Genomic DNA, 18,980 nt, shown 5'->3' on the forward strand with positions numbered 1-18,980 from the left:
CCAGGAGGCCCCGTGCGCGCCTACCTCCGCTTTCCCCTCCTCTTCCTCCTGCCCTCCTTGGCGGGCTTCCTGGCCTTCAACCTGGGGCCCATCCTCACGAGCCTCCTCCTCTCCTTCGTGGCCTACGACGGCCTCCGTCCCCTCAACCTGGCCACGATCCGGGAGGGGTGGGTGGGCCTGGAGAACTACAAGCGGCTCCTCGCCGACCCCACCTTCCACAAGGCCTTCTGGAACACCCTCTTTTACGTGGCGGTGGCAGTGCCCCTGGAGATCGTCTTGGCCCTTCTCCTGGCCCTGGGCCTGAACCGCCCGTGGCGGGGGGTGCGGTTCCTCCGCACCCTCTACCTCCTCCCCACCGTGACCAGCGTGGTGGCGGTGGGGCTCCTCTGGCGCTGGGTGCTGAACCCCACCGTGGGCCCCGTGAACCTCTTTCTCCGCTTCCTGGGGGAGAAGCTCTCCGCCCTCTTCCACCTCTTCGGCACCAAGCCCCCCGCCCTCCTGGTCTGGCTGGCCAAGGAGGGCCCGGGGTGGCTCTCCGACCCCAACTGGGCCATGTGGGGGGTCATCCTGGCCTCGGTGTGGGCGGGGGTGGGCCTCCGGATGCTCATCTTCCTGGCCGGGCTCCAGAACATCAACCGGGAGTACCTGGAGGCGGCGAGCCTGGACGGGGCCAATGGCCTCCAGCGCTTTTTCTACGTGGTCCTCCCCCTCCTCTCCCCCACCCTCTTCCTCAACACCCTCCTCGCCATGATCGGGGGCTTCCAGGTCTTCGGCCTGGTCTACACCATGACCGGGGGGGGCCCCCTGGACAGCACCAACGTCCTCATGCTCTACCTCTACCGCAAGGCCTTCGGCGTCTTCCCCTTTGAGATGGGCTACGCCTCGGCCATCGCCTGGGTCCTCTTCCTCCTCCTCTTCGCCCTCACCTACCTGCAGTGGACCCTGAGGCGGCGCTGGGTTCTGGAGGAAGCATGAAGCTCTTGGCAAGGCTCTGGGACGGCCTGGTCTTTCTCCTCCTCCTCCTTGGGGGCCTCACCATGCTCGTCCCTTTCTTCTGGATGGTGTCCACCAGCCTCAAGGCCCCGGGGTCGGTGTTTGACCTGCCCGTGGAGATCTGGCCCAAGGAGCTCCACCTGGAAAACTACCAGCGGGTGCTCACCGCCGTGCCCTTCAGCCGCTGGTACCTGAACTCCCTGGTGGTGGCCCTGGGCCTCACCCTCCTCAACCTCACCAGCGGGGCCATGGCGGGCTACGCCTTCGCCCGCTTCCGCTTTCCCGGGCAAGGAGCCCTCTTCCTCCTCTTCCTCGCCACCCTGATGATCCCGGTGCACGTCCTCATCATCCCGCTTTTCATCCTCATGCGGAACCTGGGCTGGGTGGACACCTACTACGCCCTCATCCTCCCCGGCCTCTTTGACGCCTTCGCCATCTTCCTCATGCGCCAGCACTTCCTGCACCTTCCCAAGGAGCTTGAGGAGGCGGCCATCGTGGACGGGGCCACCCCCTGGCAGGTCTACTGGAAGGTGGCCCTGCCCCTCGCCGCCCCCGCCCTCGCCACCTTGGGCACCTTCACCTTCCTGGCGGGGTGGAACAGCTTCCTCTGGCCCCTCATCGCCACCAACTCCCTGGAGATGCGCACCCTCACCGTGGGGCTCGCCGTCTTCCAGGGCCAGTTCTCCACGGAGTGGACGGTGCTCATGGCGGGCCTCACCCTGGGGACCATCCCCCCCATCCTCGTCTTCCTCCTGGCCCAGCGCTACTTCATCCAGGGGCTCACCCTGGGAAGCCTGAAGGGGTAGCATCTTGCGCAAGGAGGTGATCAAGGATGAAGAAGCTTTTAGGGATCCTCTTCCTGGCCTTCCTCCCCGTCCTGGCCCAGGACCGGACCCAGGTCCTGGTCTACGGGGGGGACTTCACCGACCTCATCACCTTAGACCCGCAGGTGGTCTACGAGTTCAGCGGGGTGCTCATCGCCGACAACCTCTACGAGACCCTGGTGCGCTTTGAGGGAAGCGACCTCTCCACCCTTAGGCCGGGCCTCGCGGAAAGCTGGAAGGTGGACCGGGGCAAGGACGACTGGATCCTCACCTTCAAGCTCCGCAAGGGAAGCCGCTTCTCCACGGGGCGGGAGGTGACGGCCAAGGACGTGGTCTTCAGCTTTGACCGCGCCCTGGCCCTGAAGGGCCCCGGCTCCTTCCTCTACACCGAGATCGCCCAGCTCAAGCCCGGGGCCTACCGGGCCCTGGACCCCTACACCGTGGAGGTGCGCATCCCCAAGTCCGCCTCGCCCCAGTCCTTCCTCTCCATCCTCACCTTCACCATCGGCGGGGTGGTGGACTCGGAGGAGGTGCAGAAGAACGCCAAGGGGGGCGACTACGGCAAGGACTTCCTGAGCAATAGCTCCGCGGGCTCCGGGCCCTACCGCCTGGTGCGCTGGGACCGGGGGAGCCAGGTGATCCTCGAGGCCAACCCCTACGCCCGGGTGAAGCCCAAGGTCCAGCGGGTCATCCTGCGCTACATCCAGGAGCCCGCCGTGCTCCGCACCGCCCTGGAGTCCGGGGAGATCGACATCGCCGAGGGGCTCACCCCCGAGGCCCTAAAGGCCCTCGCGGGCAACCCCCGGTTCAAGGTGGTCCGGGCCGAGACCCTCAGGCTCCAGTACCTGGGCATGAACATGAAGCCCGGAAGCCCCTTCGCCAACCCCAAGGTGCGGGAGGCGGTGCGCTACGCCGTGAACCAGGACGAGCTCATCCAGGGCCTCCTCCAGGGAAACGCCCTCAAGATCCAGACCCTCATCCCCAAGGGGCTCTTCGGCTACAACCCGGCCACGCCCTACACCTACGACCCCGCCCGGGCCAGGAAGCTTCTCGCCGAGGCGGGCTACCCCCAGGGGCTGGAGTTTGAGCTTTTGGTGAGCACGGGGATCTGCGGGGGCGGGGTGCCCTGCCCCGACGTGGCGGCCAAGCTCCAGGCGGACATGGCCAAGGCGGGCCTCCAGGCCAAGATCCGGGCCATCGCCAACGCCGAACTCCTCAAGACCTACCGGGCCCAGAACCACCAGATGGTCCTCGCGGGCTGGAGCCCGGACTTCCCGGACCCCGACGGCAACGCCACCCCTTGGGCGGACTATAGCGCCCGCTCCCTGGCCTACCGGAACAGCTACCAGGACGAGGTGGCGGCCAAGCTGGCCCGGCAGGCGGCCCTGGAGACCGATCCCAACAAGCGCAAGGCCCTCTACAAGCTCCTCACCGAGCGGGTCCTCCGCGAGGGGCCCTACGCGGTCCTCTACCAGCCCGTCCAGCCCATCGCCCTCTCGGCCAAGGTGGAGGGCTTCCTGAAGAACCCCATGATGTCCTCCCCCCTCTGGCAGGTGAGCAAGCAGCCCTAAAGCCGGGGCAGGCATGGCCGCCTACGCCGTAAAGCGCCTCTTCTACGCCTTATTCGTGGGTCTGGGGATCACCTTCGTCACCTTCTTCGTCTCCCAGGTGATCCCCATAGACCCCGCGGCGGCGGCCCTGGGGGAGAACGCCCGGGAGGAACAGATCCGGGAGTTTCGGGAGCGCTACGGCCTGGACCGGCCCCTCCTCGTCCAGTACGGCCTTTACCTGAAGCGGCTCCTTCAGCTGGACCTGGGCCGCTCCCTGCGCACCGGGAGGCCGGTGGCCGAGGACTTAAAGGAGTTCTTCCCCGCCACCCTCGAGCTCGCCCTAAGCGCCTTCCTGGTGGCCCTGGTCCTGGGGCTACCCGCAGGGGTCTGGGCCGCCCTGAGGCAGAACCGCCCCCCCGACCTCCTAATCCGGCTCCTCGCCCTCCTCCTGGGCTCCACCCCGGTCTTCTTCCTCGCCATCTTCCTTCTGGACCTCCTCCACCGGAAGATGGGCCTCCTCCCGGGGCCGGGGCGGCTTGACCCCTTCCTTATTCCTCCCCCGGTGGTGACGGGCATGGTGACCCTGGACGCCCTCCTCGCCCGGGACTGGACCGCCTTCCAGGACGCCCTCGCCCACCTCGTCCTCCCGGCCTTCGTCTTGGGCTCGGCCTCGGCGGCCCTCCTCGCCCGCATGACCCGGGCGGCCATGCTGGAGGTCCTCTCCCAGGACTACATCCGCACCGCCTGGGCCAAGGGGCTTTCCGAGAGGCAGGTGGTCCTCCGCCACGCCCTCAAGAACGCCGCCCTCCCCGTCCTCACCCTCCTTGGCGGGCTTCTTGGGGGGCTCCTCTCCGGGGCGGTGCTCACGGAGACCATCTTCTCCTGGCCCGGGCTTGGGCGCTACGTCACCCAGTCCGCCACCAGCCTGGACTTCCCCGCGGTGATGGGGGTCACCCTCCTGGTGGGGGTGGTCTACTCCCTCCTGAACCTCTTGGTGGACCTCCTCTACGCCCTCCTGGACCCGAGGATCCGCTATGCCTAAGCTCCTCCGCCGCTTCCTCAGAAACCCGGGGGCGGTCCTGGGGCTTGGACTCCTCGCCGCCCTCCTCCTCACCGCGGCCTTCGGCCCGGCCCTGGTGGGGGACCCCTTGGCGCAAAACCTCGCGGAAAGGCTCAAGCCCCCAAGCCCAGCCCACCCCCTGGGCACGGACCAGCTGGGCCGGGACGTGCTCTCCCGGGTGGTCCACGGGGCCCGGATCAGCCTCGGGGTGGGGTTCGGGGTGGTCCTCCTGGCCTCGGCCCTGGGCGTGGGGGTGGGCCTTCTCGCCGGGGGGCTCGGCGGGGCGTGGGACAACCTCCTCATGCGCCTCACCGACATCTTCTTCGCCTTCCCCTCCCTGATCCTGGCCATGGCCATCGCCGCCGCTCTGGGGCCCAACCTGGCGAACACCGTCTTGGCCGTGGCCCTGGTCACCTGGCCCATCTACGCCAGGCTCGTGCGGGCCCAGGCCCTGGCCCTGAGGGAAAGGGAGTTCGTGGAGGCGGCGCGGGCTTTGGGCGCGGGGCAGGGGCGGGTCCTCCTCAGGCACCTCCTCCCCAACAGCCTCACCCCCGTCCTGGTGCAGGCGAGCTACGAGGTGGGAGGGGCCATCCTCACCGCCGCGGGGCTCTCCTTCATCGGCTTCGGGGCCCAGCCCCCCACCCCGGAGTGGGGGGCCATGGTGGCCGAGACCCGCAACTACATGGCCGAGGCCCCCTGGGCCGCCACCGCCCCGGCGGTGGCCATCCTCCTCACCGTCTTGGCCTTCAACCTCCTGGGGGACGGGCTCAGGGACGTCCTGGACCCGAGGGGGCGGTGATCCCGGAAAAGCCCCGGAGCCGCCTCGCTCCGGCCTACCGAGGGAGCACGATGCTGAACCCGAGCTTTCTCCAAGCGGTGCGGGAGGCCCTGAAGGTCTACCCCACCCCCTTTTACGCCTACGACTGGACCCGGATCCGGGCCCAGGCGGAAAGCCTTATGGAGGCCTTCCCCAGCGCCCGGCTCTTCTACGCCCTCAAGGCCAACCCCCGCCTGGGCCTCCTACGCCGCCTGCGCGCCCTGGGCCTGGGGGCGGAGGCCGTCTCCCTGGGGGAGGTCCTCCGGGCCTACCGGGCAGGGTTTGGCCCCGAGGAGGTCCTCTGGAACGGCCCGGTGAAGACGGAGGAGGCCCTTAGGGCCCTCCAGAAGATGGCCCCCTGGGTGGTCCTGGACTCCGAGGGGGACCTGAGGCGGGTTTCCCGCCTCCTCCCGGGGGCGCGGGTCCTCCTCCGGGTGAACCCGGACCTCCCCGTGGCCACCCACCCCCACCTGGCCACGGGCCGGGGGGAGAGCCAGTTCGGGGTCCTGCCGGAGGAGGTGCCGAGGCTCCTCGCCCTGGCCCGGGCGCTCGGCCTGAGCCTCAGGGGCCTCCACCTGCACCTGGGCTCCAAGCTGGAAGCCCTCGAGGACTTCCTCGCCGGGTACCGGGTGCTGGAGGCGCTCTTCCCCCAGGTGGGCCCGGTGGAGGTCCTGGACCTGGGCGGGGGCTTCGGCCTCCGCTTGGACCTCCGGGCCTTGAGGGAGCCCGTGGAGGCCCTGGCCCGCCGCTACGGGGCCCAGGTCTTCTTGGAGCCCGGGCGCTACCTGGTGGCCGAGGCCGGGGTCTTCGTGGTCCGGGTGGTGGGGCGGAAGCGCACCCGGAGGAACTACCTCCTCCTAGACGGGGGCATGACGAGCTTCCTCCGGCCCGTCCTCTACGGGGCGGTCCACCCCGTCCTTCCCCTCTACGAGGGGGAGGAGGAAGAGGAGTACGACCTGGCGGGCCCGGCCTGCGAGGCGGGGGACGTGCTCCTTAGGGGGGTGCGCCTCCCGAGGCCAAAGGAGGGGGACGCCCTGGCCTTCTTGGAGGCCGGGGCCTACGGGGCCAGCATGGCCCTAAGCTACCTGGACACCCCAAGGCCCCTGGAGCTTTTGTGGACGGGAGAGGGGTGGGAGGTCCTGCGGAGGAAAGAGCCCTTGGAGGCCCTTTGGGCGGAGGAGGCCTAGACCTCCCTGAGAAGGCCGAAGAGGGGCCTGTGGTGGGGCAGGCGCTCGGGGTGCCACTGCACCCCGAGGTAGAGGGGGTGCCCCTCCAGGACCACGGCCTCCACCAGACCGTCGGGGGCCTGGGCCACGGGCCTAAGCCCCTCCCCCAGCCTCTTCAGGCCCTGGTGGTGGTAGGAGTTCACCCGGAACCTTCGGGGGAAGAGGCGGTCTAAGGGGCTTTCCCCCAGGAGCTCCACCCCGTGTCCCAGGGCCCCCCAGGCGGGAGGGCTTTTCTGGTAGTGCTGGAGGGGAAAACCCGCCCGGCCCAGGTCCTGGTGGAGGCTCCCTCCCAGGGCCACGTTGAGGACCTGGATCCCCCGGCACACCCCGAGGAGGGGAAGCCCCTTTTCCGCGGCGTAGCGGGCCAGGAAGACCTCGAGGCCGTCCCGCTCAGGGTCCACCTCCCCAAGCTCGGGAAGGGGCTCCTCCCCGTAGAGGGTGGGGTCCACGTCCCCGCCTCCCGGCAGGATTACGCCGTCCAGGTGCCGAAGAAGCCTCTCCAAGGCGGCCTCGGGCTGAGGGGGGATCAGGACGTAGGCCAGGCCCTGGGAGGCCAGGGCCTCGAGGTAGGCCTCGAGGAGGCCGAAGAGGGCGCCGCCCTCGGAGGTCTTGCGCTGGGTGGCCACGCCGATAAGGCGCATGGAGGAATTCTACCCCTGAGGGCGGCCCTTGACAACTTCGCTCAAAATCGCTTAAATATGAGCAACCATGCCTCTGGCGGCCGAGCGAAGGGATCGGCTTCTCGCCCTCCTTAGGAACCACGGGGCCCTCAGCACCCGGGAGCTCGCCGAGCGCCTCGGGGTTTCCGAGGCCACGGTGCGCCGGGACCTGGCCCTTTTGGCCCAGCGGGGCCTTCTCCGGCGGGAACACGGGGGGGCCCTGCTCCCCGAGGCCGAGCCCCCCTACGCCGAGAAGCTCCAGCGGAACCAGGGGGCCAAGGAGGCCATCGCCCAAAGGGCGGCGGCCCTGGTGCCCGACGGGGCCACGGTGGTCCTGGACTCGGGGACCACGGCCTTGGCCCTGGCCCGGCTCCTGGCGGGGAGGCCCCTCCGGGCGGTGGCCCTGGACCTCCCCGTGGCCCAGGCCCTGGCCCAGGGGCGGACGGAGGTCCTCTTGCCTGGGGGAAGCGTGCGCAACGGCTTTTTCAGCTTGGTAGGCTCCTGGACGGAGGAGCTTTTGGGCAGGCTCAGGGCCGACCTCTTCTTCCTGGGGGCGGACGCCTTTGACCTCGAGGGGGTCACCAACCACACCTTTGAGGAGGCGGCGGTGAAGCGGAAGGCCATGGAGGTGAGCCGGAAAACCGTCCTCCTCACCGACGGAAGCAAGTGGGGGAAGAGGGCCCCGGCCTTCGTGGCCCCCCTGGAGGCCTTGGACCTGGTGGTGACCGACCTGAAGGACCCCGCCCTCCGGGAGCGGGTGCGGGTGGAGGTGGTGGATGGAGCGCTTTGAGGCCCTCTTCGGCAGGAAACCCGTGATCGCCATGGTGCACCTCAAGGCCCTCCCGGGGACGCCCCTTTACGACGGGGACCTGGAGGGCCTCGTAGAGGCGGCCCGAAGGGACCTCCTCGCCCTCCAGGAGGCCGGGGTGGACGCGGTGATGTTCGGCAACGAAAACGACCGCCCCTACGAGCTCTCCGTGGACCGGGCCAGCGTGGCGGCCATGGCCTACGTGATCGGGCGCCTTAAGCCCCTGATCCGGGTGCCCTTCGGGGTGGACGTCCTCTGGGACCCCCTGGCCACCATGGCCCTGGCCGCGGCCACCGGGGCCCGGTTCGCCCGGGAGATCTTCACCGGGCTCTACGGCTCGGACATGGGCCTCTGGGAGGGCCGGGCCGCCGAGGCCCTCCGCTACCGGAAGCGCCTCCTCCGGGACGACCTCTTCCTCCTCTACAACGTCTCCGCCGAGTTCGCCTCGCCCCTGGACTCGAGGCCCCTTCCCGAGCGGGCGAAGAGCGCCGTCTTCTCAAGCCTCGCGGACGCCGTCCTGGTCTCGGGCCCCATGACGGGGGAGGGGGTGGCCCTGGAGCACCTCCGGGCGGTGAAGGAGGCCCTGCCCCAGGTGCCCGTCCTCGCCAACACCGGGGTGCGCCACGAGACGGTGGCGGCCATCCTCGAGGTGGCGGACGGGGTCATCGTGGGCACGGCCCTGAAGCGGGACGGGATTACCTGGAACGAGGTGGACCCCGAGCGGGCCCGAAGCTTCATGGAAATCGTTCGGGGGTTTAGGGGGTAGGCGTGGTCCTGGGCGTGGACGTGGGCACCACCGCGGTGAAGGTCCTCCTCCTGGACAAGGAGGCGCGGCCCCTCCGGGCGGCGGAGCGCCCCCACCCCCTCCTCTCCCCCCACCCCGGCTTCGCCGAGGAGGACCCCGAGGCCTGGTGGCGGGGGGCGGTGGAGGGGATCCGGGAGGTCCTTCAGGGCCTGGATCCCAAGGAGGTGCGGGCCCTCGGGGTCTCGGGGATGGTCCCTGCGGTGGTGCTCCACGACGGGGAGGGCAGGCCCCTGGCCCCGGCCCCCCTCCAGAACGACGCCCGGGCGGTGGAGGAGATCCGGGAGCTCAAGGAGCGCTTCGGGGACGAGTGGCTCTTCGCCCGCACCGGGGCCACCTGGAACCAGCAGGTGGTGGCCCCCAAGCTCCTCTGGTTCCGCCGCCACCGCCCCGAGGTCTGGGCGAGGACCCGCTGGGTCTCGGGCTCCTACGAGCACGTGGCCTTCCGCCTCACGGGGGCCCGGTACCAGGAGGCCAACTGGGCCCTGGAGTCCGGGCTTTGGGACCCGAGGGAGGGGGCCTGGCTGAAGGAGGTGCTGGAGGCGGTGGGGGCCCAGGAGGGCCTCCTCGGCCCGGTGCGCTGGCCCGGGGAGGTGGTGGGGGGCCTCACCCGGGAGGCGGCGGAGGCCACCGGGCTTCCCCCGGGCCTCCCGGTGATCGCGGGAAGCGCCGACCACATCGCCGCCGCCTTGGCGGCGGGCCTCGTGGCGCCCGGCGAGGCGGTGCTGAAGCTCGGGGGGGCGGGGGACTTCCTCTACGCCCTAGACCGCTTCGCCCCCCTAAAGGAGCTCTTCATTGACTTCCACGACGTCCCGGGGCTTTTCGTCCTCAACGGGTGCATGGCCACCACGGGAAGCCTCCTCCGCTGGTTCCGGGACGCCTTCCGCCCCGGGATGGGCTTCGCCGGGCTGGACCTCGAGGCCGAAGGGGTCCCGGCGGGGAGCGAGGGGCTCCTGGTTCTCCCCTACTTCCTGGGGGAGAAGACCCCCATCCACGACCCGGAGGCCCGGGGCACGGTGGTGGGGCTCACCCTGGCCCACACCCCGGCCCACCTCTGGCGGGCCCTCCTGGAGGGGGTGGCCTACGCCTACCGCCACCACGTGGAGGTGCTGGAGAGGGGAGGGTACCGGGTGGAGCGCTACTTCGTCATGGACGGGGGGGCGAGGAGCCCCCTTTGGCGGAGGATCCTGGCCAGCGTCCTCGAGGCCCCCCTGGCCCACCTGGCGGGGGGAGAGCGGGGGAGCGCCTACGGGGTGGCCTTCCTGGCGGGGGTGGCCGCGGGGCTTTGGGGCTTCCAAGACCTCAAGCGGGAGGTGGCGGGCCTCACCGAGCCCGAGCCCAGGTGGGTGCCCGCTTACCGGGCCCTCTATCCCCTCTACCGAGAGGTCTACTTGCGCCTGAAAGACCTTTACCCCAGGCTCGGAGGTGGTTATGCCTAACGCCTTGGTCACGGGAGCGGGAACGGGAATCGGCAAGGCCATCGCCGAGAGGCTCGCCCGGGATGGCTTTAAGGTCTGGGTCACGGACCTGGACCCGGAGGCGGCCCGCAAGGTGGCCGAGCCCCTCGGCATGCCCCACCTGGGGCTGGACGTGACGGACCGCAAGGCCCTGGAGGAAGCCCGGGAGCGGGTCTACGCCGAGGACGGCCGCCTGGACGTCCTGGTGGCCAACGCCGGGGTGTCCACCATGAACCGCTTCCTGGACCTCACGGAGGAGGAGTGGGACTTCAACTTCCGGGTGAACGCCAAGGGGACCTTCCTCACCCTCCAGACCTTCGCCCGGGCCATGGTGGCCCAGGACCTCATGCCGGGGCGGGAGCTCCGGGGCAAGATCGTCGCCACCGCCTCCATGGCCGCGAGGCAGGCCGCCCCCCTCCTCGCCCACTACTCCGCCAGCAAGTTCGCCGTCCTCGGCCTGGTGCAGGCGGCGGCCAAGGAGCTCGCCCCCTACAAGGTCACGGTGAACGCGGTGAACCCCGGCTTCGTGCGCACCTCCATGCAGGAGCGGGAGGTCCTCTGGGAGGCGAGGCTTAGGGGGATGGACCCGGAGGAGGTGCGGAAGGAGTACGTCCAGAAGACCCCCCTGGGCCGCCTGGAGGCCCCCGAGGACGTGGCCAAGGCGGTGGCCTTCCTGGCGGGGCCGGACTCGGACTTCATCACCGGGGAGGCCCTGGAGGTGAACGGTGGCGCCTGGATCTTCTAGGGGGCTTCGCCTTTTGGCGAGCGCCCTCCTCATGGCCTTCTCCCTGGCCTTCCTCCTTCCCCTCCTCTGGACCTTAAGGAGCGCTCTACTCCCCGAGGGGCTCGCCTACGCCCTGCCCCCGGTCTTCGGCCCCCTCACCCTGGAGAACTTCCGCCAGGTCCTCTTGGGGCCCCTGGGAAGGGGGTTCCTCAACAGCCTCCTGGTGGCCTCCTGGGTGGTCCTCCTCGGGCTTCCCCTCGCCGCGGGGCTCGGCTACGCCCTGGCCCGGTACCGCTTTGGGGGCCACCCCTTGCGCTTCGCCGTATTGGCCACCCAGATGCTCCCCCCCATCGTCCTCGCCCTCCCCCTCTTCGCCCTCCTCCGGGCCCTGGGCCTTTCGGGCTCCCTGAAGGCCATGGTCCTCGCCCACCTGGCCTTCGCCCTCCCCTTCATGGCCTGGCTCCTCATGGGGTTCTTCCAGGGCTTCCCCAGGGAGCTGGAGGAGGCCGCCTTGGTGGACGGGGCCACGCCCTTTGCGGCCTTTTTCCGCGTGGTCCTGCCCCTCTCGGCCCCGGGGCTTTTTGCCGCCGGGGTCATGGGGTTCCTCCTCTCCTGGAACGAGTTCCTCTTCGCCCTCCTCCTCTCCGGGAGGGAGACCCAGACCATCCCCGTGGCCCTCTCCGCCCTCGTGACCCAACGGGGCGTGCTCTTCGCCCAGGTGGCGGCGGGGGTGGTCCTCTCGGTGCTTCCCGTGGCCCTTCTCGCCCGCACGGTGGACCGGTACCTGGTGGAAGGCCTCACCCTGGGGGCGGTGAAGTAAGGAGGTGGTGGAGATGAAGCGGCTTTGGGTTCTGTTGGCGGCGGCCTTGGGCGTGTCCCTGGCCCAGGGCGTGGTCCTCCGGGCCCTCATGGAGGACGTGCCCGAGACGAGGATCATCGAGGAGCTCCTTCCCCGGTTTGAGAAGGAGACGGGGATCCGGGTGGAGTTTGAGAAGGTGCAGTACTCCGCCATGCACGACAAGCTGGTGGCCCAGCTCCTCGCTCCCCAGAGCGCCTACGACTTCCTGGAGGTGGACTTCCTCTGGGCCGGGGAGTTCCCCGCGGCGGGGTGGCTTGAGCCCTTGGAGCCCTACGTGAAGCGGAGCGGCTTTGACCTCTCCCCCTACTACCCCTCCATGCTGGACCTGGTGGGCTACTACCGGGGCACCCTCTACATGATCCCCATGTACAACTACGCCATGGGCCTCATCTACCGCAAGGACCTCCTCTTGAGGAAGGACCTCGCCGAGAAGTACCGGGCCCGCTTCAAGAGGCCCCTGGCCCCGCCCAAGACCCTGGAGGAGTACGTGGACCTCTCCCTCTTCATGGCCCAAAACGCCGGGGTGGCGGGGGCGGCCATGCAGGGGCAACGGGGTGACCCCAACTTCATGGAGTTCTCCAACTACCTCTTCGCCGCCGGGGGCGACTACGTGGACAAGGGCTGGCGCGTGACCCTGAACAGCCCCCAAGGGGAAAGGGCCCTCGCCCTCTACGTGAAGAACATCCGGGAAGCCGCCCAGAAGGGCGCCCTCAACGCCAACCTGGACGACACCTTCCGGGTCATGTGCCAGGGCGGGGCCTTCAGCATGATCACCTACTGGTGGATGCTTCCCCAGCTGGACGACCCCAAGCAGTGCCCCAAGGTGGCGGGCAAGGTGGCCTTAAGCCCCATGCCGGGCGGGGCCGGCGTGAACGGCGGCTGGGGCTGGGCCATCCCCAAAAACAGCGCCCAAAAGGAGGCGGCCTGGAGGTTCATCAGCTGGGTGGAGTCCAAGCCCATCGTGAGGGAGCGGGCCCTTAGGGGCCACGCCCCCACCCGCAAGGACGCCTTCCAGGACCCCGAGGTGCTGAGGAAGTACCCCTACTACAAGGAGGCGGAGCGCGTCATCGCCGGGGCCAAGAAGGTGCCCATCTTCGCCTACACCGCGGAGATGGAGGACGTGGTGGGCCGGGAGATCAGCCTGGCGGCCGCGGGCCAGAAGCCGGTGAAGAAGGCCCTGGAGGACGCGGCCAAGGGCCTCGAGGGCCTCCTCAAGAAGGCCGGGCTCTTAAGGTGATGGCCAGGCGGGCAGGCCTTCTCCTCGCCTTCCCAGGGCTCCTCCTCCTTGCGGGGGTGGTGGGCCTGCCCCTCCTCTACGCCCTCTACCTCTCCCTCACGAACTACTCCTTCCTCAGACCGGAGGCGGCCTTCGTGGGCCTCAGGCGGTACCTGGACGCCCTCCAGGACCCCTACTTCCGCCACGCCCTGGCCCTCACCGGCCTCTACGTGGGCCTCACCGTGGGGCTCACCCTGGCCTTGGGCCTTCTCCTCGCCGTCCTCCTCCACCAGCGCCTCCCCTTCCGGGGCTTCCACTACTTTGCCGTAAGCCTCCCCATGCTCATCGCCCCGGTGGGGGTGGGGCTCATCTGGAAGATGATCCTCCACCCCGAGCTCGGCATCCTGGCCTACCTCTTCGGGGGGCGGGACTTCCTGGGGGACGTCCGCTACGCCCTTCTCACCCTGGCCCTGGTGGACGTGTGGCAGCAGACCTCCTTCGCCGCCCTGGTCCTCCTGGCGGGGCTGAGAAGCCTTCCCAGGGAGCCCTTGGAGGCGGCCTACGTGGACGGGGCCACGCCCTGGCAGGCCTTCCTTCGCGTCACCCTTCCCCTGCTCCTTCCCGTGCTTTGGGTGCTCCTCATCCTGCAGGTGGTGGCCGAGGCCCGGACCTACGACCTGGTCTACGTCCTCACCCGGGGCGGGCCCGGCACCGCCACCGACCTGGTGAGCTTTTACATCTACCGGCAGGCCTTCCTAGGGCTAGACCTCTCGGGGGCGAGCGCCATGGGCTACCTGCTTCTCCTCGGCACCCTGGCCCTCACCGCCCTCTACTACCGGGGGCTGACGCGGGCCTGACGAAGGGGGGTGAGGATTACCCGTGGTGGAGCTACGCGCGGTGACCAAGCGCTACGGCAAGACCCTGGCCGTGAACGGGGTGAGCCTCAAGGTGGAGGAGGGGGAGTTCTTCAGCCTCCTCGGGCCCTCGGGGTGCGGCAAGACCACCACCTTGCGCCTGGTGGCGGGGTTTGAGCGGCCCGACGGGGGCGAGGTGCGGCTTGGGGGGGAGCGGGTGGACGCCCTGCCCCCCGAGCGGCGCCCCATCGGCATGGTCTTCCAAAGCTACGCCCTCTTCCCCAACATGACGGTCTTCGGCAACGTGGCCTTTCCCTTGAGGCTTAAGCGCCTTCCCGAGGAGAAGGTGCGGAAGCGGGTCCTGGAGCTTCTGGAGATGGTGCACCTCTCGGGCCTCGAGGGCCGCTACCCCAAGGAGCTCTCGGGAGGGCAGCAGCAGCGGGTGGCCCTGGCCCGGGCCCTGGCCCGCGAGCCCAAGGTCCTCCTCCTGGACGAGCCCCTCTCCGCCCTGGACGCCAAGATCCGGGAGGAGCTTAGGGGCGAGCTCAAGCGCCTTCAGCGGGAGACGGGCCTCACCGCCATCTACGTGACCCACGACCAGGAGGAGGCCCTGGCCCTCTCCGACCGGGTGGCGGTGATGCGGGAGGGGCGCCTGGAGCAGGTGGACACCCCAAGGGGCGTCTACGAGCGGCCCAGGACCCTCTTCGTGGCCCGGTTCGTGGGCCAGGGGGCCCTGGTGCCCGGGGAGGCCCGGGGTGGGCTTTTCCACCGGGACCGCCCCTGGCCCGTGCGGGTGGAGGGGGAGGGGCGGGGGTACCTCCTCCTGCGGCCGGAGGCCCTCCGGGTCTCCCCCGAGGGGTTCCTCCCGGGGCGGGTGGTCCTCGCCACCTACCTGGGGAGCCTGGTGCGGCTGGAGGTGGAGGCGGAGGGCCTTCTCCTCAAGGTGGACCTGCCCCCCGAGGGGGCGCCGGGAGCGGGGGAAAGCGTGCGGCTCGCCCTCCCGGAAAGCGCCCCCTTCCTGAAGGAGGAAGCATGACCCTGGGCTTCCGCCCCCCCAAGGACCCCGAAGGCTTCCTGGACTACGCCCGGAGGCTTGCGGGGCGCTACGCCTTCATAGAGGTGCCGGGGAGCGCGGCGGAGGCCCTGGAGGGGGCGGCCCTCGAGGCCCGGGCCATGGGCTACCGCCTCACCTTCCACGCCCGCTACCTGGACCTCTACCCGGCCGCCCTCGAGCCCGCCATCCGGGAAGCCTCCTTGAGGCTCCTCAGGGAGGACCTGGACCGGGCCGCCCGCCTGGGGGCGGAGCTCGTGAACGTGCACGCCGGGAGCATCCCCTGGACGGACTACCCGCCCCCGGGCCTCTCCCCGGCCCACGAGGCCTTGAGGGAGGCGGAGAGGCGCCTCCGCCAGGAAGCCCTGAAGCGGGCCCTAGAGGCCTTCGCCCACCTAAGCCGCCTGGCCCTGGACCTGGGGGTGCGGCTTACCCTAGAGAACCTCCCCGCCCCCCAGGAGCTCCCCAGGACCCCGGAGGAGATGGCCCGCTTCCTGGAGATCCCGGAGCTTTACTTCTGCCTGGACCTGGGCCACGCCCAGATGGCCGGGGTCCCCCCCGAGGCCTTCCTGGAGGCCCTCGGCCCCCGGCTCATCCACGTCCACGCCCACGCCAACGACGGGCGCTACGACCTCCACCTGCCCCCGGGCCCTGAGGCGCTCCACCCCTTCGCCCTTAGGCCCTGCACCCTCCTGGTGGAGCTCCCGCCCAGGGGCGTGGAGGAGTACCTGGAGGTCCACGCGCGCTTGGCCTCAGCGGGGCTCGTCCCCGAGGCAACAGGAGGTGAGGAAGCATGAAGGCAAAAGGGTTCTTTGGGTACGTTGGGGGCGCCTTGGCGCTCCTCTTGGCCCTCGGCCTCAGGTCGCTTGGGGCCCTGGCCCAGGGCGGAGCCTCCCTTCCCCCCGAGCTGGACAACGCCTACATCCGCAACCTGGCGGCCAAGGCCCGGGCGGAGGGCGGGGTCATCAACTCCTACGGCATGCCCAACGACTGGGCCAACTACGGGGGGATCTTCGCCGAGTTCCAGCGCCTCTTCGGCATCCGCCAGCAGGACATCGACATGGGCAGCGCCGTGGTCCTGAGCCGGATGCGGGAGGAGAAGGCCAGCAAGAACGACATCGCCGACCTCAAGCCCGCCTTCGCCATGGTCCTGGCCGAGGAGGGCCTGACCCTGCCCTACCGGGTCACCTCCTGGGCCGCCCTCCCCGAGGGGCAGAAGGGGGTGGGGAAGGACGGCTCCGCCTGGTATGCGGGCTACAAGGGCACCCTGGGCTGGATCGTGAACACCAGGCTGGTCAAGAAGGTGCCGAGGACCTGGAAGGAGCTGGAAAACCCCGAGTACAAGGGCCTCATCCAGTACCAGGACCCGAGGGCCACGGGCACCGGGGTGGCCACCATCATGGCCGCGGCCTACGCCCTCACGGGGGACCCCTACAACTACAAGGCCGGGGTGGACTTCTTCGCCCGCCTCCATAAGCTTGGGGTGATCGGCTCGGTGGAGCCCAAGGTGACCACCGCCAAGTTTGAGCGGGGCGAGGTGGGGATCCTCATCAACTACGACTACAACCTCCTGGCCTGGAAGGAGCGCTTCCCCTTCCCCACCGAGGTGGTCATCCCCGAGGACGGCTCCCTGGCCAACGGCGGGGGCATCGTCGCCGCCCGCAACGCCCCCCACCCCAACACCGCCAAGCTCTTCCTGGAGTTCATCTTCTCCCGGTACGGGCAGAGCCTCTTCGCCAAGGCCTTCGTCTCCCCCATCCGGCCCGACGTGGAGCTCCCCAAGGAGGTGGCGGCCAAGTTCCCGCCCAAGAGCGCCTACGCCAAGGTGAAGTTCGTGGACTACAAGAAGGAAGAGGCGGTCTCCGAGGCCCTGCAGAAGTACTACGGGGAGACCATCCGCTAAGCCCTTCGGGGGCGGGGCTTCCCCGCCCCCTTTTCCCATGCGCGGCGAACGCCTGCTTCTCCTTCCGGGGGCCCTTTTCCTCCTCCTCTTCTTCGCCTACCCCCTCTGGACCATCCTGGAGCGGAGCCTCTCCTCCCCGGAGGGCCTCACCCTCGCCCGCTACCTCAAGGCCCTCACCGCCCCCGCCTACCTCGAGGCCTGGCGCAACTCCCTCCTCTTCGCCGCCGCCTCCACCCTGCTCGCCGCCATCTTTGGGGTCTTCGTGGCCTACTGGACGAGCGGGCTTCCCCTCGGGCTCAAGCGCTTCCTGCTTTCCCTCTACGCCATCCCCGTCTCCCTTTCGGGGCTGGTGGTGGCCTTCGGCTTCATCGTCCTTTTGGGGCGGAACGGGGTGGTGAACCAGCTCTTGGGCGCCCTGGGGCTACCCCGCTTGGACCTCTACAGCTGGACGGGCCTCCTCCTGGTCTTCCCCTTCTACAACGTCCCCCTCTTCGCCCTGGCCCTCATGCCCCTGTTGGAAAGCCTGGGGAGGGAGCTCATGGAGGCGGCCCGGGCCTCCGGGGCCACCCCCTTCCAGGCCTGGGTGCGGGTCCTCCTGCCGAACCTCCTGCCCGGCGTCCTCGCGGGAAGCGCCATCGTCTTCGCCGGGATGATGGGGGCCTTCGGCACCGCCTTGGCCCTCACGGGCTTCGCCAAGAACCTCCTCTCCCTGCAGATCTACAGCCTGGTCTCCGAGAGCAGCTTTGACCTCCCCCAGGCCGCCGCCTTGGCGGTGGTCCTCATGGCCTCCACCGGGCTTGGCCTCTACCTCCTCGCCCTCTGGGAAAGGAGGTGGCGGCGGTGAGGGCCCTAGGGTGGCTCCTCTTCGGCCTCTTCCTCCTCTACCTCGTCCTGCCCATGCTGGCCCCGGTGGTCTACTCCTTCAGCCAGATGTGGCTCGGCCTCCTCCCCGAAGGCTTCACCCTGGCCTGGTACCGGAGGATCCTCCAGGACCCCCGCTACCTCGAGGCCGCCCTCCTCTCCCTGCGCATCGCCCTCCTGGCGGTGCTCCTCAACGTGGCGGTGGGGGTGCCCACCGCCTACGTGGCCTACACCTGGACGGGCCGGGTGGGGGAGGGCCTGAGGCGCCTCCTCCAGGTCCTTCCCCTGCTGGTGCCGCCCCTCGTGGTGGGGCTGGGCTTCCTCCTCGCCTTCAACCGCCCGCCCCTGGCCCTTTCCGGCACCTTCTGGATCGTGGTCTTCGGCCACGCCGCCTTGGGCTTCCCCTTCTTCTTCCGCACGGTCTACGCCGGCCTTGCGGGAATAGAGGTGCGCCTCCTCATGGAGGCGGCCCAGGCCTCGGGAGCGGGCCTCCTCGCGCGAATGCGCTACGTGCTCCTGCCCAACCTGCTGCCGGCGGTCCTCTCGGGGAGCCTGGTGGCCTTCGCCATCTCCATGGGGGAGTTTGAGGTGACCAGCATGGTGGCGGGCTTCGGCACGGTCACCCTCCCCCTCCTCCTCTTCCAGAGCCTGCGGGAGGACTTCCGGGCGGCGAGCGCCGTGGCCAGCCTCCTCCTCTACACCACCCTCCTCGCCCTCCTGGGCCTTGCCCTGCTCCGGAGGCGCTAGGGCCCGGCGCCCTTTTCACGCCCCTTTCACCCCGGGGGTCTAGCTTGAGGGCAGGAGGTTGGTATGGCCCTCTTCGGCAGCCTAGACACCATGCCCCTGCCCGAGATCCTCGGGCTCCTCTCCGGAAAGGAAGGGGCTTTGGAGCTTTGGAACCTCAAGGGGCACCCCCCCACCACCCTCTACCTCCGCCCCGGCTTCGTCCGGGCCGTGGTCCAGGGAGGAAAGCCCCTGGGCCGTGAAGCGGCCAAGGCCGCCCTCAAGGAGCTCCTCCTCACCGAGGGGGGAAGCTTTGAGTTCCACCCCGGGGCCAGGCCCAAGGGCGGCGAGGACCTCGCCCTCCCCATTGAGCGCCTCCTCCTCTCCTTCACCACCCTCCAGGACGAGCTCGCCCACTACCGCCCCTACCTCCCCCACCCCGAGGCCCGCTTCACCCTGGCCGGGCCCTCCCCGGAAGAGCCCCGCTACAAGGAGTTCTTCCGCCGGGCCCTTCCCTACCTCAAGCGGGGCGCCTCGGCGGTGGAGCTTTCCCAGGCCCTGCACCTTCCCCTGGACGAGGCCCGCCTCTACCT

The 18,980-nt window shown here is 69.9% G+C and carries 20 protein-coding genes; 19 read left to right on the plus strand and 1 reads right to left on the minus strand.

Annotated elements, in window-relative coordinates:
* The first annotated feature begins 12 nt into the window (after positions 1-12).
* From AC01Y6_RS05210 to lysA, 6 genes are read left to right on the plus strand one after another with little or no spacing between them, the layout of a single operon-like run.
* Positions 13-975, plus strand: coding sequence for a carbohydrate ABC transporter permease (locus tag AC01Y6_RS05210; protein WP_428719926.1), 963 nt, complete (start codon positions 13-15; stop codon positions 973-975).
* Entirely contained in the window at positions 972-1,799 is an 828-nt protein-coding gene (locus tag AC01Y6_RS05215) for a carbohydrate ABC transporter permease (protein WP_476670582.1), read from the plus strand. Before AC01Y6_RS05210 ends, AC01Y6_RS05215 begins: the two co-directional genes overlap by 4 nt.
* A 26-nt stretch (positions 1,800-1,825) precedes the next feature.
* Positions 1,826-3,388, plus strand: coding sequence for an ABC transporter substrate-binding protein (locus AC01Y6_RS05220; RefSeq protein WP_476670583.1), 1,563 nt, complete (start codon positions 1,826-1,828; stop codon positions 3,386-3,388).
* 13 nt (positions 3,389-3,401) lie between these two features.
* The gene (locus AC01Y6_RS05225) at positions 3,402-4,409 is read left to right on the plus strand and encodes an ABC transporter permease (protein ID WP_428719923.1); all 1,008 of its coding nucleotides are present in this window, start codon (positions 3,402-3,404) and stop codon (positions 4,407-4,409) included.
* On the plus strand, positions 4,402-5,226 hold the full coding sequence (gene nikC, locus AC01Y6_RS05230) for a nickel transporter permease (protein ID WP_428715497.1): 825 nt from the start codon (positions 4,402-4,404) through the stop codon (positions 5,224-5,226). The genes AC01Y6_RS05225 and nikC overlap by 8 nt, the downstream gene beginning before the upstream one ends.
* Positions 5,227-5,276: 50 nt before the next feature.
* Positions 5,277-6,431, plus strand: coding sequence for a diaminopimelate decarboxylase (gene lysA / locus AC01Y6_RS05235; protein WP_476670595.1), 1,155 nt, complete (start codon positions 5,277-5,279; stop codon positions 6,429-6,431).
* Here the strand turns inward: lysA and AC01Y6_RS05240 are convergent.
* A complete protein-coding gene (locus AC01Y6_RS05240; RefSeq protein ID WP_347241188.1) occupies positions 6,428-7,111 on the minus strand; it encodes a gamma-glutamyl-gamma-aminobutyrate hydrolase family protein in 684 nt (227 codons plus the stop codon). The genes lysA and AC01Y6_RS05240 overlap by 4 nt on opposite strands.
* Before the next feature lie 67 nt (positions 7,112-7,178).
* Here AC01Y6_RS05240 and AC01Y6_RS05245 point away from each other — a divergent pair, with 67 nt between their 5' ends.
* The 13 genes from AC01Y6_RS05245 to AC01Y6_RS05305 form a co-directional block, all read left to right on the plus strand.
* Complete coding sequence (locus tag AC01Y6_RS05245) at positions 7,179-7,919, plus strand: DeoR/GlpR family DNA-binding transcription regulator (RefSeq protein ID WP_347241189.1); 741 nt, start codon at positions 7,179-7,181, stop codon at positions 7,917-7,919.
* On the plus strand, positions 7,906-8,703 hold the full coding sequence (locus AC01Y6_RS05250; protein ID WP_347241190.1) for a BtpA/SgcQ family protein: 798 nt from the start codon (positions 7,906-7,908) through the stop codon (positions 8,701-8,703). Before AC01Y6_RS05245 ends, AC01Y6_RS05250 begins: the two co-directional genes overlap by 14 nt.
* Before the next feature lie 2 nt (positions 8,704-8,705).
* Positions 8,706-10,178, plus strand: a complete 1,473-nt coding sequence (locus tag AC01Y6_RS05255; protein WP_476670585.1) for an FGGY-family carbohydrate kinase — start codon at positions 8,706-8,708, stop codon at positions 10,176-10,178.
* Entirely contained in the window at positions 10,171-10,941 is a 771-nt protein-coding gene (locus AC01Y6_RS05260) for an SDR family NAD(P)-dependent oxidoreductase (RefSeq protein WP_476670586.1), read from the plus strand. The genes AC01Y6_RS05255 and AC01Y6_RS05260 overlap by 8 nt, the downstream gene beginning before the upstream one ends.
* A complete protein-coding gene (locus AC01Y6_RS05265; protein ID WP_476670588.1) occupies positions 10,922-11,740 on the plus strand; it encodes a carbohydrate ABC transporter permease in 819 nt (272 codons plus the stop codon). The genes AC01Y6_RS05260 and AC01Y6_RS05265 overlap by 20 nt, the downstream gene beginning before the upstream one ends.
* 13 nt (positions 11,741-11,753) lie before the next feature.
* A complete protein-coding gene (locus AC01Y6_RS05270; protein WP_476670590.1) occupies positions 11,754-13,016 on the plus strand; it encodes an extracellular solute-binding protein in 1,263 nt (420 codons plus the stop codon).
* Positions 13,016-13,852 carry a carbohydrate ABC transporter permease gene (locus AC01Y6_RS05275; RefSeq protein WP_476670591.1) on the plus strand — a complete coding sequence of 279 codons (837 nt, stop codon included), beginning with the start codon at positions 13,016-13,018 and terminating at the stop codon, positions 13,850-13,852. The genes AC01Y6_RS05270 and AC01Y6_RS05275 overlap by 1 nt, the downstream gene beginning before the upstream one ends.
* A gap of 22 nt (positions 13,853-13,874) precedes the next feature.
* Positions 13,875-14,885, plus strand: coding sequence for an ABC transporter ATP-binding protein (locus AC01Y6_RS05280; RefSeq protein WP_428719919.1), 1,011 nt, complete (start codon positions 13,875-13,877; stop codon positions 14,883-14,885).
* Complete coding sequence (locus tag AC01Y6_RS05285; RefSeq protein WP_428721634.1) at positions 14,882-15,697, plus strand: sugar phosphate isomerase/epimerase family protein; 816 nt, start codon at positions 14,882-14,884, stop codon at positions 15,695-15,697. Before AC01Y6_RS05280 ends, AC01Y6_RS05285 begins: the two co-directional genes overlap by 4 nt.
* A gap of 35 nt (positions 15,698-15,732) precedes the next feature.
* Entirely contained in the window at positions 15,733-16,803 is a 1,071-nt protein-coding gene (locus AC01Y6_RS05290; RefSeq protein ID WP_476670593.1) for an extracellular solute-binding protein, read from the plus strand.
* Positions 16,804-16,840: 37 nt separating this feature from the next.
* Positions 16,841-17,647: an ABC transporter permease subunit gene (locus tag AC01Y6_RS05295; RefSeq protein ID WP_428721636.1), complete on the plus strand. Its 807-nt coding sequence runs from the start codon at positions 16,841-16,843 to the stop codon at positions 17,645-17,647.
* Positions 17,644-18,411: an ABC transporter permease gene (locus AC01Y6_RS05300; RefSeq protein WP_428719915.1), complete on the plus strand. Its 768-nt coding sequence runs from the start codon at positions 17,644-17,646 to the stop codon at positions 18,409-18,411. The genes AC01Y6_RS05295 and AC01Y6_RS05300 overlap by 4 nt, the downstream gene beginning before the upstream one ends.
* Before the next feature lie 63 nt (positions 18,412-18,474).
* The coding region (locus AC01Y6_RS05305) for a DUF4388 domain-containing protein (protein ID WP_476670594.1) at positions 18,475-18,980 on the plus strand (506 nt) is incomplete at its 3' end.

This window comes from Thermus sp. (assembly GCF_056332225.1).

Bases quoted from the DNA above. Each gene is read 5' to 3' on its own strand.
- AC01Y6_RS05215 (WP_476670582.1), top strand. From the start codon at position 972: ATGAAGCTCTTGGCAAGGCTCTGGGACGGCCTGGTCTTTCTCCTCCTC.
- AC01Y6_RS05220 (WP_476670583.1), top strand. From the start codon at position 1,826: ATGAAGAAGCTTTTAGGGATCCTCTTCCTGGCCTTCCTCCCCGTCCTG.
- AC01Y6_RS05225 (WP_428719923.1), top strand. From the start codon at position 3,402: ATGGCCGCCTACGCCGTAAAGCGCCTCTTCTACGCCTTATTCGTGGGT.
- nikC (WP_428715497.1), top strand. From the start codon at position 4,402: ATGCCTAAGCTCCTCCGCCGCTTCCTCAGAAACCCGGGGGCGGTCCTG.
- lysA (WP_476670595.1), top strand. From the start codon at position 5,277: ATGCTGAACCCGAGCTTTCTCCAAGCGGTGCGGGAGGCCCTGAAGGTC.
- AC01Y6_RS05240 (WP_347241188.1), bottom strand. From the start codon at position 7,111: ATGCGCCTTATCGGCGTGGCCACCCAGCGCAAGACCTCCGAGGGCGGC.
- AC01Y6_RS05245 (WP_347241189.1), top strand. From the start codon at position 7,179: ATGCCTCTGGCGGCCGAGCGAAGGGATCGGCTTCTCGCCCTCCTTAGG.
- AC01Y6_RS05250 (WP_347241190.1), top strand. From the start codon at position 7,906: ATGGAGCGCTTTGAGGCCCTCTTCGGCAGGAAACCCGTGATCGCCATG.
- AC01Y6_RS05260 (WP_476670586.1), top strand. From the start codon at position 10,171: ATGCCTAACGCCTTGGTCACGGGAGCGGGAACGGGAATCGGCAAGGCC.
- AC01Y6_RS05270 (WP_476670590.1), top strand. From the start codon at position 11,754: ATGAAGCGGCTTTGGGTTCTGTTGGCGGCGGCCTTGGGCGTGTCCCTG.
- AC01Y6_RS05275 (WP_476670591.1), top strand. From the start codon at position 13,016: ATGGCCAGGCGGGCAGGCCTTCTCCTCGCCTTCCCAGGGCTCCTCCTC.
- AC01Y6_RS05285 (WP_428721634.1), top strand. From the start codon at position 14,882: ATGACCCTGGGCTTCCGCCCCCCCAAGGACCCCGAAGGCTTCCTGGAC.
- AC01Y6_RS05295 (WP_428721636.1), top strand. From the start codon at position 16,841: ATGCGCGGCGAACGCCTGCTTCTCCTTCCGGGGGCCCTTTTCCTCCTC.